This window comes from Massilistercora timonensis, from assembly GCF_048354975.1.
GTDB classification, from domain to species: Bacteria; Bacillota; Clostridia; order Lachnospirales; family Lachnospiraceae; genus Massilistercora; species Massilistercora timonensis.
Map to the genome: position 1 here is coordinate 1 of NZ_DBGCJQ010000057.1, position 16,451 is coordinate 16,451.

General features: G+C 49.9%; 17 protein-coding genes and 1 tRNA gene. 3 read left to right on the forward strand and 15 right to left on the reverse strand.

All coding sequences use genetic code 11. The features are described 5' to 3' along the window. The 3 genes from ACML7B_RS04775 to ACML7B_RS04785 form a co-directional block, all read right to left on the reverse strand. A partial coding sequence (locus tag ACML7B_RS04775) for an extracellular solute-binding protein (RefSeq protein ID WP_418539500.1) occupies positions 1-320 on the reverse strand: 320 nt, incomplete at its 3' end. A 25-nt stretch (positions 321-345) separates the two neighbouring features. Beyond that, positions 346-1,230 carry a PfkB family carbohydrate kinase gene (locus ACML7B_RS04780; RefSeq protein WP_346707213.1) on the reverse strand — a complete coding sequence of 295 codons (885 nt, stop codon included), beginning with the start codon at positions 1,228-1,230 and terminating at the stop codon, positions 346-348. 277 nt (positions 1,231-1,507) lie between these two features. After that, a complete protein-coding gene (locus ACML7B_RS04785; RefSeq protein WP_162298247.1) occupies positions 1,508-2,236 on the reverse strand; it encodes a GntR family transcriptional regulator in 729 nt (242 codons plus the stop codon). A gap of 149 nt (positions 2,237-2,385) precedes the next feature. Here ACML7B_RS04785 and ACML7B_RS04790 point away from each other — a divergent pair, with 149 nt between their 5' ends. The 3 genes from ACML7B_RS04790 (at position 2,386) to ACML7B_RS04800 (ending at position 4,709) form a co-directional block, all read left to right on the forward strand. Then, positions 2,386-3,552: an MFS transporter gene (locus ACML7B_RS04790; RefSeq protein WP_106789154.1), complete on the forward strand. Its 1,167-nt coding sequence runs from the start codon at positions 2,386-2,388 to the stop codon at positions 3,550-3,552. 80 nt (positions 3,553-3,632) lie between these two features. Next, the gene (gene deoC, locus ACML7B_RS04795; RefSeq protein ID WP_418539501.1) at positions 3,633-4,280 is read left to right on the forward strand and encodes a deoxyribose-phosphate aldolase; all 648 of its coding nucleotides are present in this window, start codon (positions 3,633-3,635) and stop codon (positions 4,278-4,280) included. Positions 4,281-4,391: 111 nt separating this feature from the next. Next, entirely contained in the window at positions 4,392-4,709 is a 318-nt protein-coding gene (locus ACML7B_RS04800) for a hypothetical protein (RefSeq protein WP_418539502.1), read from the forward strand. Here ACML7B_RS04800 and ACML7B_RS04805 read toward each other — a convergent pair. From ACML7B_RS04805 to tuf, 12 genes are all read right to left on the reverse strand, one after another. Further along, a complete protein-coding gene (locus tag ACML7B_RS04805; protein WP_418539510.1) occupies positions 4,706-5,548 on the reverse strand; it encodes a hypothetical protein in 843 nt (280 codons plus the stop codon). The two genes, ACML7B_RS04800 and ACML7B_RS04805, sit on opposite strands and share 4 nt — an antisense overlap. Positions 5,549-5,576: 28 nt before the next feature. Further along, positions 5,577-6,503 carry a SufB/SufD family protein gene (locus ACML7B_RS04810; RefSeq protein ID WP_418539503.1) on the reverse strand — a complete coding sequence of 309 codons (927 nt, stop codon included), beginning with the start codon at positions 6,501-6,503 and terminating at the stop codon, positions 5,577-5,579. Between the two features lie 24 nt (positions 6,504-6,527). Then, positions 6,528-7,262, reverse strand: a complete 735-nt coding sequence (locus ACML7B_RS04815; protein ID WP_106789159.1) for an ABC transporter ATP-binding protein — start codon at positions 7,260-7,262, stop codon at positions 6,528-6,530. Positions 7,263-7,292: 30 nt separating this feature from the next. Continuing rightward, a complete protein-coding gene (locus ACML7B_RS04820) occupies positions 7,293-8,633 on the reverse strand; it encodes a sodium-dependent transporter (protein WP_418539504.1) in 1,341 nt (446 codons plus the stop codon). Between the two features lie 72 nt (positions 8,634-8,705). Next, a tRNA-Leu gene (locus ACML7B_RS04825) sits at positions 8,706-8,785 on the reverse strand. 212 nt (positions 8,786-8,997) lie between these two features. Beyond that, positions 8,998-10,467, reverse strand: a complete 1,470-nt coding sequence (xylB, locus tag ACML7B_RS04830) for a xylulokinase (protein ID WP_106789181.1) — start codon at positions 10,465-10,467, stop codon at positions 8,998-9,000. A gap of 14 nt (positions 10,468-10,481) precedes the next feature. Continuing rightward, positions 10,482-11,966 (reverse strand): L-fucose/L-arabinose isomerase family protein, encoded by a 1,485-nt coding sequence (locus ACML7B_RS04835; RefSeq protein ID WP_418539505.1) that lies wholly within the window; start codon positions 11,964-11,966, stop codon positions 10,482-10,484. Positions 11,967-11,986: 20 nt separating this feature from the next. Then, a complete protein-coding gene (locus ACML7B_RS04840; RefSeq protein WP_346707223.1) occupies positions 11,987-12,604 on the reverse strand; it encodes a DUF4867 family protein in 618 nt (205 codons plus the stop codon). A 74-nt stretch (positions 12,605-12,678) separates the two neighbouring features. After that, the gene (locus tag ACML7B_RS04845) at positions 12,679-13,506 is read right to left on the reverse strand and encodes an AraC family transcriptional regulator (protein WP_418539506.1); all 828 of its coding nucleotides are present in this window, start codon (positions 13,504-13,506) and stop codon (positions 12,679-12,681) included. Between the two features lie 17 nt (positions 13,507-13,523). Continuing rightward, a complete protein-coding gene (locus tag ACML7B_RS04850) occupies positions 13,524-14,396 on the reverse strand; it encodes a YitT family protein (protein WP_418539507.1) in 873 nt (290 codons plus the stop codon). An 83-nt stretch (positions 14,397-14,479) separates the two neighbouring features. After that, positions 14,480-15,376 (reverse strand): carbohydrate kinase family protein, encoded by an 897-nt coding sequence (locus ACML7B_RS04855; RefSeq protein WP_418539508.1) that lies wholly within the window; start codon positions 15,374-15,376, stop codon positions 14,480-14,482. Positions 15,377-15,469: 93 nt separating this feature from the next. Continuing rightward, a partial coding sequence (tuf, locus tag ACML7B_RS04860; RefSeq protein WP_418539509.1) for an elongation factor Tu occupies positions 15,470-16,451 on the reverse strand: 982 nt, incomplete at its 5' end.

The window sequence follows — 16,451 nt, forward strand, 5'->3', positions numbered from 1 at the left end:
CCTGTCCAGGTAAAATAGATATCCGGCATCTCTCCGCCAGAGGCAATAACACTAAGCTTATCTTTCATAGCCTCATCTGAAACATTTTCCATCTCAATCTTAATATCTGGATTTTCCTCTTCAAACTGAGCAACTGCATCCACAAAATACTGTGCATACGGATCTTCCGGATACTTGTTCAAAAAGGTCAAAGTAACTGTCCCATCTTCACTTTCACCACTTCCACTATCCGCGTCGCCAGAACCACTTGTTGCACATCCTGCCAGCATACCAAGTATCATAGTCGCCGACAACAATGCCGCCAAAATTCTTTTTTTCATAACACTTCTCCTTCCTGTTAAAATTTTAGAGATTAATAATTTCCGACAGCCGGTCCGGGTCGACGTCATACCCTACACCTAAAGAACCGTCTTTTACTACTACCGTCGCCGCAAACTCAGCTGCTTTTTGCAAGGCAACAGTTATCTTATTCTCAGCAGGGATCAGCTCGTCAGCTTCCGCCGAGTAATAATTCACCAAAAATGCGCTAATAAAGGAATCGCCCGCTCCCATAGTATCTGTCGCTTTCACCTGACAGATACCCTGTTCATAATATTTCTCCCCGTCATATGCAATTGTTGGCTCCCCGCCTCTGGTTCCAACAGCCAGTTCCGCTCCCAGATCTGTACATCTTTTCAATATCGCTCTTGTTTTTTCTTCCGTCAGATGGCTGCAGGAAAAGAAACCGAACTTTATAGATGGAGCAATGTTCTCAATATCTTTTTCTGTAAAATCATCATAAAAGTCATAACTGATAACTGCGCCGGCATTAAAAAGTTTTTCAATCTTTTCTACTGTCAGGCGCGACGCGCGACTAAGGCTTACAACATCAAAAGTTTTTATATATTCCAACTCTTCATCTGTAAAAACAAACGGATATAAATCTGTAACTCCCCTGCGATTCCAATCTAAGAAAACACGGTCTCCGTCTTGTAAGTCTACTAACGCATACCCACTGGAGCCTTTTTCATGGTGGCAATAGCTAGTGTCAATTCCTGCTTCAACCAAAGTCTTTTCGAGGATCTCTCCTACTTTATCATCTGCGAAAACCCCCATAAAGGCCGCCTGCGCTCCCTGAAGTTTTGCGTCATAAGCCACATTATATTCATTTCCTCCCGGATACATCCGTTTCTGATGGCAATATATATCTACAACATTTATTCCGATTCCTAATATTTTTGGTATTTTCATGTCAGCCTCTCATTTCACAAAATGTATTAACACGTCTTATTTGTATAATAAATTGGTACGTCATTTTTGTCAATCATTTTTGTTTAAACTCAATATTTTTGTTTATTATTGCCTGTTTTTATCATTATTTTTTGTTAAAAAAGCTATTTTTTCAATTTTTATAAGTCATTTGTTCTTCGTGTTGTTTTATTACGTATTATTTCGTGTCCTTTCCTGCCATTAACAAAAAAACGCCCTGAATGCCTACAGCACTCAGAGCAGTTTTTCTTTACAAATATTAGATATACCATTTAAGAAAACGGTCGTTATCCCCTCTCACCCAATCTCTTACTGTATGGATTGGATCTCCATTCATATCGAACACACACATTTCACTTGTAATTACTGGCGTTCCTACAGACAGATTTAAGTAATCTGCAATCTCCTCGTCCGCAAATACAATTTTAACACTTCGTCTCCCCTTATTGGACGGTATCATATGATATTTATTCATTAGTATTTCGTAAAAAGACCCTTCCAGATTATCATCCTTAATCTTGATCATATCCGGGAAAAGATGATTCTCTTCTACCGTTACCGGAACACCATCCGCAATCCGAACTCTTTTAAAAACAAGTATTTTCCCATTTGCTTTTTCGCCAAAAAATTCTCTGTCCAAATCCGTTTTAATATCTTCTATTTCCAGTTTAACTACTTTTGATGTGAGATTCACTCCCTGCATCTTGGCATCTTCTGTAAAACTTGTAACTCCAATTGGAAGCCGCAGCATGTCTGAATGGGCCACAAAGCTTCCTTTCCCCTGTACCTTGATAATATATCCTTCAACCGTCAGTTCTTCCATTGCGTTGCGAACTGTTACCCGGCTCATATTATATTCCTTTTGCAGCTGCGTCTCCGAGGGAAGCTTGTCTCCTGGTTTCAATATCCCTGTACGAATTTCTCTTTTAATCTTATTCTTTAACTGGAGATATAACGGAGTTGAATTACTTTTTTCGATGCGTGACATGATTCTTCTTCTTCCTCGCCTTGTATTAAAGGTCGTATTATTTCTTTTCATTATATACCAACCACAAAATAAATACAATCTTAAAATCATTGACACCAAATTTAATACGTCTTAATATATTTTATATATTATTGAAAGGAGAGACTCCTATGAAAAAAAATCTATTCCCAAAATTTACGACTGTTATCTCCCTGTATTATATTTCATATGCCGTTATATATGGATTTGTAACCGTCTTCATGCAATACAGGCACTTCACTAATACAGAGATCGGTCTCTCCCTGGCATGCGCTTCTGTCCTCTGTATCCTTTTGCAATATTTTTCCGGTTCGTTTTTAGACAGACATCCCGACCTTTCTGTGAAAACAATTATGTTAATTTCATTTATTCTTGTATATGGAATATGTATCATCTTGTTTCTGGTCAAAATGAAATGGTTTATTTTCTTTTCCTATACGATAGTTGGCGCGATTATGCTTGCCGGCGCTTCCTTTTCCAATATGTTTGGAATGGAATATCTGAATTCCAATATACCTTTAAATTATTCTCTTGCAAGGGGAATCGGTTCCTTTTGTTTTGCCGGTACTTCTCTGCTCATGGGAAGTATTATCAAACTGTTCTCTGTTATGAGTATCTTCCCTGTCTTCTTTGTAGTCCATTTATTGCTTCTGCTTTCTTTGCTTTTCATACACCCTGCTCCCAGATCTGTTTACGATAATCCTTTGCCCAAAGAGCATACGAAGAAAATGGATCCTCTTTTCCTTTTTTTATTGGCAAGTCTCCTTCTCGTTTATATTAGCTATACTTCTGTCTACAATTTTCAAATCAACATCGTAACCGCCGTAGGCGGCGGCAGTCAGGAAATGGGAATCTCCAACTGTATCGCAGCTATGCTTGAACTACCGGCCATGGCCCTTTTTATTCCGCTGTCCAAGAAGTTTTCTTATGGAACTCTTCTTAAGACATCCTGTCTTTTTTTCTTCTTCAAAATAACCGCTTTTTATTTTGCTGATCATATCTGGGGAATCTATCTTGCGCAATGCCTCCAGTTTTTCTCTTATGGTCTATTTGTACCAGCTTCTTCGTATTTTATTAATTCTATTCTCCCTCCACAGGATAAATCCAAAGGTCAATCTGCGCTTGGTATCTTCACCTTCGGCCTTAGCGGACTGATTTCCAGCTTATTAAGTGGCATCCTTCTGGATCTCTTTACTGTAAAAACAATGCTGGCGTTAGAAAGTCTGCTTACATTTATCGGTGTTATTGGCGTATTTATCGCCTGTCACTTTATGCAGACTTCAAAATCCAAGATATAGCTGATTTCCCATTGTCTTGTCCCTCATTTCATTGTATCATGCAAATAGAATAAATCTCTATTTACGGAAAGGACATCGCCATGACACACAAGGAAATCTTAGCAACTGTAGACCACACCCTTCTGGCCCAGACCGCCACCTGGGAAGAGATCAAGAAGATCTGCGACGACGGCGCGAAGTACCACACCGCCTCCGTCTGCATCCCGCCCTGCTATGTAAAGCAGGCAAAAGAATATATCGGCAACACTGTGAAGGTCTGCACCGTGATCGGTTTCCCCAACGGGAATTCCACAACAGAGTCCAAAGTGTTCGAGACAAAAAACGCCATTGAAAACGGCGCGGATGAGATCGATATGGTCATCAATATCGGCGCGCTGAAGGATAAGAATTATGATCTTGTACGCTCTGAGATCTCCGCTGTCAAAGAAGTCTGTGGCCAGCGGGTTTTAAAAGTGATCATTGAGACCTGTCTTCTGACCGAGGAAGAAAAGATCAAAATGTGCCAGCTTGTCACTGAGGCAGGCGCGGACTTCATCAAAACTTCTACCGGTTTCTCCAAAGCCGGCGCCACCTTTGAAGACGTAGCCCTCTTTGCGAAGCATGTGGGCCCGGACGTCAAGATCAAAGCCGCAGGCGGCATTTCTTCCTTTGCAGACGCGGAAGAATTCCTCCGCCTGGGCGCCTCCAGACTTGGCACCAGCAGACTTGTTAAGATCGAGAATTCTTGAGAAAATCTTATTTCTTCGTGAACATTCTGTGTCTCCTCTTGAGTCTTTTTGGAAAAGCTACTAGAATAAACTACTGATACAGCAAATGGTTTTACAGGAGGATTGTAAGATATGATGATAGATGATAAGAAAAGCAGAGAAACCGGCATCTTCCATCCGGAGGATTTCATCGGCCAGGACTTTGAAGTCATTTACGAGGGAGACCTTCCGGAGCTCCCCACCGAAGGCCTTTCCGACAACTACAAGGATGTGCTTTCCAGTCTCTCGGATCTGGACGATACCGGAAGCATCGACTATGTGGCGGAAAACCGCACCGGCCACATCGACCCGGAGCGGGTGGCCGCCCGGGAGGCTGAGATAGAGCAAAGGATGAAAGATCCCACTCTGGGAGAGCGCATTATGCAGGGGATACGCCGCCTGATGCCTTAATCCAGGGAATTTTCTTCTGACTGAGCTTTCTTCAGGAAGTCTGCGTCCTTGGTCTTAAGCCTGGGGATAAACCGGCGGGCGAATTTCCCCTTCCCCCGGTTTTTCACATAGAAATAACCGATGATGGAGAAGACCGTCGCGCCGATGAAATTCACCAGCAGGTCCTCCATGGTATCCAGAAGGCCGATATCCAGATAGCCGCCAAGGCCGAGGGATTCCCCGTTCACCGCCACGTCCCGGATCCCGGTGACGCCCACCACGTGGTTGCCTCCCGCCGGGTCCAGCATTACAGAGTAAATGGTGTTCACAATGGTATCTTTCTGCATATCCAGATGAAAGATCTGATCCATTCCAAACTCAAAGAATTCCCAGATCACGCCGATGGTCATGGAGAAGCAGAACGCCACCACAGCCAGGAACGCCGGGGAGAGCTGGAAGGAAATCTTCTTATTCCGGTTCAGGATGTCCACCAGGGCGAACCCGATGGCCGCCATCAGGAATCCGTTAAGGGTGTGCAGCACCGTGTCCCACATGGGGATCTTCTCATAGTACGCCTGGATCTCTCCCAGGATCTCCGCCGCGAAGATAAACAGCAGCATAATGATCTCCAGGGCCGTGGGCAGCTCGATCTTCAGATTGATCTGGATCAGGCTTGGCATAATGAGGAGCACCAGCGTCAGCGCGCACAGGAATACATTTTCAAAATTGCGGTTCAGGATCTGGAGGATCATCACAAGGATCACCAGCGCCCGAAGCGTCATATAGACAATGAAGGAGCTTTTATGCTCCCTCAGTTCCATGCGGAGGGCCTTGCCCATCACCCGCATCCGTTTCTTCATATTTTTCATAAGTATCTTTTTCTCCGCTTTAATTCAGGAAGTTTTCGATGATCACGCCTTCCGCCTCTTCTGCCGTCATTCCCAGCGTCCGCAGCTTGGTCACCTGCTCGTCGTTGATCCGGCCGATGGCCGCCTCGTGGATGATCCCCGCGTCCACGTGCTTCGCGTCGATGGCCGGGATGGAGCACACTTCCGCGTGGTCCATGATGATGGAATCACACTGGATGTGGGCGTGACACCGGGCGTTCCCCACTGCGTTGGGGTGGAACACCTGTCTGGAGGTGCCTTTGGCCACAGACCGGGAAATGATCTGGGCGCTGCTGCCCTCCCCGTTCAGTACCACTTCCATATTGGACTCGGCCGTCTGAGCGTCGTGAGTCATCAGTTTCTCCAGCACATACAGTTTTGCCCCCGCTCCCAGGGAAACTTCCGTCTCCCGCCGGGTGGAGTCCACGCCCTTGATCTGGACGGTGTCCAGGGTAAATACAGCGTCGTCTTCCAGGAAGATCCTGGTCACCGGGTTCAGCACTCTCGCGCCGGTTCCCTCTCCCTCGCCGTAATGTTTCTCCTCATAGCGCACATTGGCGCCCTTTCCTACATGGAAGGAATGGATCCCGTCATGGCGGCTCTCGTTGCAGCCGCTGTTGTGGATGCCGCAGCCGGCCACGATGGTCACATCCGCGCCCTCCGCGATATAGAAGTCATTGTAAACGATATCTGTCATACCGGAGGCATTTACCACCACCGGGATGTGCACCTGCTCTCCCCTGGTGGTTCCGTCAATATATACGTCGATCCCGTTCTTGTCCTCTTTCTTCCGGATCTTCACATGCTCGCTGTCTCCGTGGCAGAGGGCGATCCCGTTATACCGGAGATTGAAGGCGCCTTTCTGCTGAAAACCGGAGCCGTCGATCTGCTCCAGGACCTGTTTGGTAACCTGATCTAATTCTGCCATAGCTTTTTGCTCCTTTCTCTCGCCTTAGTCTTCCCGTTCCATGCACACGCAGGAATCCCCGGAATCTCCGCTGTCCAGAAGGGTGGGAAGGATCTCTTCCCGGTCTCCCAGCGCCTTGATCTTCCCGTCTTCGATCACCATGATCCGGTCCGCCATGCGGATGATCCGCTCCTGATGGGAGATCAGGATCAGGCACTCTTCTTTCTTCTGATGGATCTTCTCAAACTGCTGGATCAGCATGGAGAAACTCCACAGGTCAATGCCCGCCTCCGGCTCGTCGAAGATACACAGCTTGTGAGGCCGCGCCAGCACCGTAGCGATCTCCAGCCGCTTCATCTCACCGCCGGAGAGGGTCCCGTCGATCTCCCGGGTAATGTATTCCTTGGCGCACAGTCCCACGCTGCTTAAAAGCTTGCAGCACTCCGGCTCCGACAGGGTCCGCCCTGCTGCCAGGGACAACAACTTGCTCACCGTCATTCCCTTGAACCTTGGTGGCTGCTGGAAAGCAAACCCAAGCCCCGCCTTGGCCCGGTGGTCGATATCATAACCGGTGATATCCTCCCCGTCCAGCAGGATCTCTCCGGCATCCGCCTCCACGATCCCCATCAGCACCCGGGCAAGGGTAGATTTCCCGCCGCCGTTTGGCCCGGTGATCACCAGCATCTCCCCGTCCTTCGCCTGAAAACTGATATCCTTTACAATACTTCTCTCGATTCCATTCTCATTCACCTTGAACGTCAGATGATTTACTTCAAGCATGTCTTTCGCTCCTTTCGCAACCCTATTATCCTAACCAATCCCGCCAAAGAAAATGCCAAGCACATAGACGATAAATGTAATTCCCACGAAAAGATACCGGGTCACCGGCTCAAACCAGCCGCCAAGGGTCTTGTCCCTTCCGGTCTGCACCTGTTCCCTGGCATACCCTTTGGGACATACCCAGAAGAACATCACTGCGGCGATCAGCGCGCCCAGCGGAACGATATAGATGGAAACCTCGTCCATCCATGCGCCTACTGCGTCCCCGCTCTCGATAAAGATCCCCACCAGGGCCGCGATCAGGGCGATCAGCCCCACCGCTTTCCCCCTGGAAAGCTTCAGTTCCTGTTGCAGCGCCTCGATGGGCGTCTCAAACAGGTTCATAAGCGACGTCACCGCCGCGAAGATAGCCGCCACGAAGAAGATCGCGGCAAATACATTTCCCATGGGGAGCTGCTGGAACACAACCGGGAGCGTGATGAACATCAGCGGAGGCCCGCTGCCCACATCCAGGCCAAAAGCAAACACCGCCGGGATCACCACCATGCCGGCCAGAAGCGCCGCGCAGGTGTCAAAAAACGCCACGTTACGGGCACAGCCCACCACGTCGATATCTTTCTTCAGATAACTGCCGTAGACAATGGTGCCTGATCCTGCCACCGACAGGGAGAAGAAAGCCTGTCCCAGGGCGTACACCCAGGTCTTCACATTGCCAAGCTGTTCCCATTTGGGCACGAACATATAGCGGAATCCGTCCATGGCTCCCGGCAGGGTGATCACCCGCACAAAGAGCATAAGGAACAGGATGAAGAACGCCGGCATCATGAATTTGTTCATTTTCTCGATCCCCTTGGCCACCCCAAGCAGCATAATGAGGAAGGTCAGGGCAAGGCCCAGCATCTGCCAGCCGATACTTCCGAACGGCACAGCCAGTTCTCCGAAGTAAGCCCCCATATCCGCCACCCCGGTCAGGGTTCCGGACACTGCGCTCCACAGGTACTTCAGGAACCATCCTACCACCACCGAATAGCCGATGGCGATGCCAAGGGAGCCGATCACCGGGATCAGGCCCACTGCCTTCCCGTATTTCCTTCCCTTCTTGCCATAGCGCATCTCCATGGCGCCTGCGAAGGCTCCCATAGGCCCGGTTCCCATTCCACGGCCAAAGGCCATCTCCCCGATCACGCCGGAGAATCCCAGCAGGATCACAAAGAGGAAATAGGGGATCAGGAACGCGGCTCCGCCAAACGTTCCTGTCCGGTATGGGAACATCCAGATATTGCCCATTCCCACCGCGGAACCGATACAGGCCACGATGAATCCCACCCGGGTACTGAACTGGCCTCTTTCTTTTGTATTTCCACCACTCATAATCGTCTCTCCATTCTCTGATAATGAAAAGAAACCGCAACCCCCGATATCTCGAGAATCACGGCTTCCAACTGCGGATGACAGGAATCGAACCTGCACGGTCTCCCACCAGATCCTAAGTCTGGCGCGTCTGCCAGTTCCGCCACATCCGCACGGCGTAAAGCAGATCTACATACTGCAGGCACTAGATTACTCTAACACCGAATATAAAAATAATAATATAAATATCCGGCATTGTCAATGATTTCCCAACCTACACAGTTTTGAAATTATATATTTTTTAGGCTTTTCCTGAAGATTTGATTTTTTCTCTTATCTCAAAAAGAGAATGGCTGTCGCGCCATTCTCTTTTCCTTGTTTCTCTCTATTTCAGTTCTTTGAAAAGTCCTTTCACTGTGGGATAGATCTTGCGGAACTTCTGATACCGCTCCTCGTATTTGGCCACCAGCTCCGGATCCGGCTCTACAGTGTCTACCACTTTCACCATCTTCGCCGCGATGGTCTCCACATCCGGATACTCGCCGCAGCCAACCGCCGCCAGCATTGCGCCGCCAAGGGCCGGGCCTTCCTCGCTCTCGATCACATCCACCTTCATGTTCATGATGTTGGCGATCATCTTCTTCCACAGCGGGCTCTTGGCTCCGCCGCCGCAGATCTTGGTCCGCTCGATCTTAAGACCAAGGCTTCTGGCTACTTCCAGGGAATCTCTCAGGCCGAAGGACACGCCTTCCAGCACTGCCTGAGTCATATCCTCTCTTGTGGTGTCCATGGTCATGCCGATGAAGGTAGCTCTTGCATCCGGATCATTATGAGGAGAACGCTCTCCCATCAGGTAGGGCAGATAGAATACCTGGTTCTCGCCAAGCTTCTGGATCCCCGCCTGCTCCGCCGCGAAATCCGTTGTCTTTAAGATCTCTTCGTTCCACCATTTATTACAGGACGCCGCGCTCAGCATGCAGCCCATCAGGTGATAGTTGCCGTCCGCATGGGCGAAGGAGTGGAGCGCGTTGTGCTCGTCCACGCCAAAGTTCTTGCTGGAGATGAAGATGGTTCCGGAGGTTCCAAGAGAGATGTTGCACATCCCGTCTCCTACCGTTCCGGTTCCAACCGCCGCTGCCGCATTGTCCCCGGCGCCGGCGATCACCTTTACATCCGCGGAAAGCCCCAGCTCCTGCGCAATCTCTGGCTTCAGCGTTCCTACCACTTCATAGCTTTCATAGAGTTTCGGCAGCTGTTCCTCTGTGATACCGCAGATCTCGATCATTTCCTTGGACCAGCAGCGGTTCTTTACATCCATCAGCAGCATACCGGAAGCGTCTGATACATCACTGCAGAAAGAACCGGAAAGTTTGTAAGCAAGATAATCTTTCGGCAGCATGATCTTGGAGATTTTTGCGAAATTCTCCGGCTCGTGTTTCTTCATCCACAGGATTTTAGGGGCAGTAAATCCCGCGAAAGCAATATTTGCTGTATAAAGAGAGAGTTTTTCTTTTCCGATCACCTGATTCAGATAATCTGTCTCCTCTCCGGTTCTCCCGTCATTCCACAGGATCGCAGGACGGATCACATTGTCGTCCTTATCCAGGGCCACAAGTCCATGCATCTGGCCTCCGAAGCTGATTCCTGCAACCTGGCTTTTGTCACACTCTGCTGTCAGTTCCTTGATGCCTTCCATTGACTTCTCAAACCAGTCCTCCGGCTTCTGTTCAGACCAGCCCGGATGTGGGAAATACAGGGGATACTCTTTGGACACGATCTTCTGGATCTTTCCCTCGCTGTCCATCATAAGCAGTTTTACCGCTGATGTCCCAAGGTCAACACCAATATACAACATCTTTTCTACCTCCTTTACGCAAACGGATTCTCCGTTGGGTACCTGACTCCTGCCGGCTGATTGTAGCCAATCTCCTCTACCGGCACGCCGATATATTTAAATACTTCGTAAAGCGCTTTTCCAAAGTGTCCGAATGCCACCGCTCCATGATGAGGATAGCCGCCCTCCAGCAGTACATGGCGGTAGAACCGTCCCATCTCCGGGATGGCGAATACGCCTACGCCGCCAAAGGATCTGGTCTTCACCGGAAGCACCTCGCCCTGGGCGATGTATGCCCGCAGCTTGTTATCTGCCGTGCTCTGGAGACGGTAGAAGGTGATCTCTCCCGGAACAATATCTCCCTCCAGGGTTCCCTGGGTCACTTCCTCCGGAAGGGTCCTTGCCATGATCATCTGGTTCTTCATCTCACAGAAAGCCAGCTTGCTGGAAGCGGTGTTTCCGCAGTGGAAGCCCATGAAGGTATCCTGCAGTTTATAATCGTATTTCCCTTTGATGTCCGCCTCGTACATATCTTTTGGCACGGTGTTGTTGATATCCAGCAGGGTAACCGTATCCTGGCTTACCACCGTTCCGATGAATTCACTGAGGGCTCCGTAGATATCCACCTCGCAGGATACCGGGATCCCCTGATCTGTCAGACGGCTGTTTACATAACAGGGAACAAATCCAAACTGCGTCTGGAAGGCAGGCCAGCATTTTCCGGCGATGGCCACATATTTGCGGTAGCCTTTATGCTCCTCCACCCAGTCCTTCAGGGTCAGTTCGTACTGGGCAAGCTTGGTAAGGATCTCAGGCTTCTTATTGCCTGCGCCCAGTTCTTCTTCCATCTCCTTTACAACAGCCGGGATCCGCTCGTCTCCGTCATGCTTGTGGAAGGCTTCAAAGAGATCCAGCTCCGAGTTCTCTTCGATCTCCACACCCAGGTTATAAAGCTGTTTGATGGGCGCGTTGCAGGCCAGGAAATTCAGCGGACGGGGCCCGAAGCTTATGATCTTCAGCTGGGAAAGTCCGATGACTGCCCGGGCAATGGGCAGGAACTCATGGATCATATCCGCGCAGTCCTCTGCGTCGCCTACCGGATATTCCGGAATGTAAGCCTGGATATTCCGAAGCTTCAGGTTGTAGCTGGCGTTGAGCATTCCGCAGTAGGCGTCGCCTCTGCCCTGTACCAGGTCGTCCCCGGTCTCCTCCGCGGCCGCCACGAACATCTTGGGTCCGTCAAAATGTTTTGCAAGCAGGGTCTCTGAGATCTCCGGCCCGAAATTTCCAAGGTAAACCACCAGGGCGTTGCACCCGGCTTTCTTCACATCTTCCAGCGCCTGCACCATGTGGATCTCGCTCTCCACGATGCAGACCGGACATTCATAGATCTCGTCGGCGCCGTATTTTCTTGTATAGGCGTCTATCAGGTTCTTTCTCCTGTTCACAGACAGGCTCTCCGGAAAGCAGTCACGGCTGACTGCCACTACTCCGATCTTTACTTCCGGCATATTGTTCATTGCCAAGTCCCTCCTTTTTTTTAAACGGTTACGTTCTCTCCCACAAGTCCGCAGAAAGCGCCTTCGATCCCTGCTTCTTCATGGGCGATCAGCCATTTGTTCTTTGCCGCAAGGAGCTTCCCTTCGCCTTCCCGGCTTCCGGTCTCTCCCAGCTCTGTGTTGGTCCCTCTGGGGAGGATCACCGTGCAGCGGAATCCTTTCCCCTCCGTCATGCAGGGCGCATAGTGCAGCGTGGTGGCGTACATCTCCACCACCGTACCAGCAGGCACAAGGAATGCTTCCACTTTCGCCGTGTCATAGTGATAATCCCCGGTAACGTCCTGTTGTCTTCCTACCAGAAGGATCATGTCCGTGGCTGCCACGTTGATCTCTGAGGACCGATGGTATTCCAGGGCGTTCAGCGTATGGTTGTGGCCGTTGCAGAATCCCATCTGAATGGGAAGCCCGCCGAAACCACGATCCTGAAACTGCTTTGCCACGGCAAGCTCCTCCAGTTCTTCCTCCGATGCGATGTAAAGGACCTCGTCCTCCGGGAGAGGCGTATGACACATGGCTTTAAGAAGAGGTTCTACATCATACTCTTCCAGCACCCGGCCGTATACCCCAAATGCGGCGTCTGTTACATTTTGTATCTTCATGTTCCCCGCCTCCTTTTTTGTTGCTTTTATTATAGCAACTTCCGGCAGGGCTTACGACCAAATATTTAACTCTTTTATGGCACTTTTTTGTCTTTTCGAAATTTGCTTGGCAATTGTCCGTACTTTTTCTGGAACACCTTGGCAAATGCCTTGCTGTTGGCAAATCCGTTCTGGCTGGCAATGCTGCTGATGGACAGATCCGTGTTCATCAGATCCTTATAGGCGTGTTCCAGCCGCAGGTTATCCAGATAACTCTTATAGTTCGTCCTGGCATACTTCTGGAACATCCGGGACAGATAGGTAGGCGAATACCCAAATGTCTGGGCCAGAGATTCCAGGGACAGATCCTTGTTGTAATTGCTCTTCATGTAATCGGTGATGGAAGAAAGCTTGGTCAGTTTTTTGCTGCTTTTCACCATCTCCACATCCACATCCGTCTTCCGGTATTTGGCCACCAGAAGATAGATGAGCATGAAAAACTGACTCTGCACCTGCAGTTCATAACCGAACTCTTTTTTTTCGTAGATCTGGTACATGGAACGGATAAGTTCCATCACTTTCTCATCGTGCAGCCGGCTGCTGTGAGAGAAATAGATAAACTTCTCATCCGTATAATATTTCTCAAAAGTAGAAAGGGGGATCTGCAATACTACCGTCAGATTCTTCCTGGGCGAATGGATGGAATGGATCTCATTGGAGTTGACCAGCATAAATTCTCCCGGATGAAGCGGATATCTGACCTCGTTGACATAGAATTCCAGTTCCCCTTCGAAAAGCGCGAAGATCTCGATGGAGCGATGCCAATGCTTTTCCCGGATGTAGTTTCCATCTCTGCCTTCGAAGATAAACATCCGAAAGGGGATGTCTTCATTGGGCAGTACGATCTCGTGTGAATATTCCATTCCCGCACTCCTTTCTTTTACTCGATATTCTCATCATCCAGCCTGTGGAAATCCTTGTTCTGGCCAAACACATGGACCAGAGGGATCACCTTGATAAAGCAGTCGAAATTCCCCTCCCGGATAAATTCCCGCAGCTGTACATAGTCCTTGGAATTGCACACACAGCTCATCTGGACCTTAGGCTCTCGGGAGTATCCGCCCATGGCGTCGTGATAGATGGTCACGCTCTTATGGATCGTATGGATGATAAAGTCCTCGATCTGTTCCATATGCTTCCCGATGATATGAACGTCGTAAAGCTTCGGCCCCAGATTGAAGATCACATAGTTCATGCAGCTTACATAGATCAGCTGGCCCACAAAGGCGTACGCCAGGATGTTAAGGTCGAATACCGTGGCCATAAAGAGGATCACCAGAGCCTCCTCCCCGTACATGATCTTCTTCAGTTCCACCGATTTCCACACACATTTCTTCAGGATCTTGGCCACCGTATCGTCTCCGCCATAGGAGAATCCGATCCGGTAGGGGATCCCGATGCCGGTGCCGTATACCACGCCAAAGGCGGCGATGGCCACCAGCTTATCCTCGAAAATGATCTGCACATCGATAAAACTCAGCACCCACAACACCATGGGGTACAGGATGGACAGGATCACGATATTGGAAGCGTCCTTCTTTCCCAGGGTAAAGTATGTAAGGACCAGGATCAGAATGGTAATGGCGTAATAGATCAGCGCATAATTGATCCCCGTAAAATGTTCCAGCGTCATGGAGATACCAGTGATCCCCGGCGTGGAAAGCCCGTTGGGGATCAGGATCCAGTTAGTTGCGATACTACAGCACATACATCCCAGGATCAGGAAAAACGCACATTTGATTCGTCGGCTCATCTTCAGTAAATCCTCCTCAAGTCAGTGAAAACGGGGCGTCCCCTTTTTCCATGATAGGACACGCAAATGGGGCTTGTCAAGATTTATTCCAGCCAGCTTGCTGCCCCCACGCAGCTTACCGCTTTCCCTCCGCACTGATTGGCAAATCGGGCGCATTCCCGGATGTCTTTGCCTTCCAGGAGAGCCGCGAGAAAGCCTCCCGCGAAGCTGTCTCCCGCCCCGGTGGTATCCACACAGTTCACCGGATGTTCCGGCGGGACCCAGTATCCTTCCTTCTTCTCCAGCACATAGCAGCCTCTGCTCCCGCACTTGACCACCACATGGGTGACGCCGCATTCCTGCAGGGCTCTGGCCGCCTCTTCCACCGTCTTCTCTCCGGTGAGCAGCTTCGCCTCCTCAGCGTTTGGCAGAAGATAATCAATGTAGCGGAGAGCCGGCGCCATGTCCTTAACTGTCTCCCCGTTTTTTCGCTTTGTAAGGTCCGCGCAGACCGTGATCCCCTGCTTCTTCGCCTGGGCGAAGATGGTCTCCAGTTCCTTCACCCCAAGAAGAGGGGACACAAAGATACTGGCCAGGCACAGGATCCTGGTATCCCTGGAAAAGGGCATCCGGATATGCCCCAGAGACAGTTTGCGCAGACTTCCTTTTGGATTGGTGAGAAAGCAGCGCTCCCCGTCCTTTTGGATCAGTACGGTATTGATCCCGGTCACCAGGTCTTCCTGCACACAGGAATCCTCAATAAATACCCCTCTCTCCCGAAGCCTGGCAAGGATCATGCTTCCCGCCAGATCAGGGCCCAGTACGGTCTGAAGCTGTACCTGCTTTCCAAGGCCTGCCAGCACAAGGGCCTCATTGGCCCCGTCCCCGCCTATATTCATCTGCAGATCCTCCACCGGCCAGGAGCCCGTTTCAAATACTTCTTTGTCAACCGGCTGCGCCAGCACGTCCAGGATCGCCGCCCCGATGATCGTAATGTCCATCTTAAATGCCTCCTAAATCGCCTTTTTATGGAGAAAAAAACAGGGAAGAGCGCACGCACTCTTCCCTTATTTTTTATATTTGGTTGTTAATGATTACTCGATGATGCTCTTAACAACGCCGGAACCTACGGTACGTCCACCCTCACGGATAGCGAAACGAAGTCCCTCTTCCATAGCTACCGGATGGATCAGCTCAGCTGTCATCTCGATATGGTCGCCAGGCATACACATCTCAGTTCCTTCCGGAAGCATGCAGACACCTGTTACGTCAGTTGTTCTGAAGTAGAACTGCGGACGATAGTTGTTGAAGAACGGAGTATGACGTCCACCTTCATCTTTGGTCAGAACGTATACCTGAGCGGTAAACTTGTGGTGGCAGGTTACAGAACCTGGCTTACACAGAACCTGACCTCTTTCGATCTCAGTTCTCTGGATACCACGAAGCAGGGCACCGATGTTGTCACCAGCCTGAGCCTCGTCAAGCAGCTTACGGAACATCTCAACACCTGTTACAACAGTCTTCTTGGTTTCCTCGTGGATACCAACGATCTCAACTTCATCAGATACGTGAAGAGTACCACGCTCTACTCTACCAGTAGCAACGGTTCCACGACCTGTGATGGAGAATACGTCCTCTACAGGCATCAGGAACGGCTTGTCAACGTCACGCTCCGGATCCGGAATGTAGCTGTCAACAGCGTCCATCAGTTCCATGATCTTGTCGCCCCACTCGCCGTCCGGATCTTCCAGAGCCTTCAGAGCAGAACCCTTGATGATCGGAGTGTCATCTCCCGGGAACTCATACTCGTCAAGCAGCTCACGGATCTCCATCTCAACCAGCTCAAGCAGCTCCTCATCGTCAACCATGTCGCACTTGTTCATGAATACAACGATGTAAGGAACGCCTACCTGACGGGACAGAAGGATGTGCTCTCTTGTCTGAGCCATAACACCGTCGGTAGCTGCTACAACCAGGATCGCGCCGTCCATCTGAGCGGCACCGGTGATCATGTTCTTAACGTAGTCAGCATGTCCCGGGCAGTCAACGTGAGCGTAGTGACGCTTCTCGGTCTCA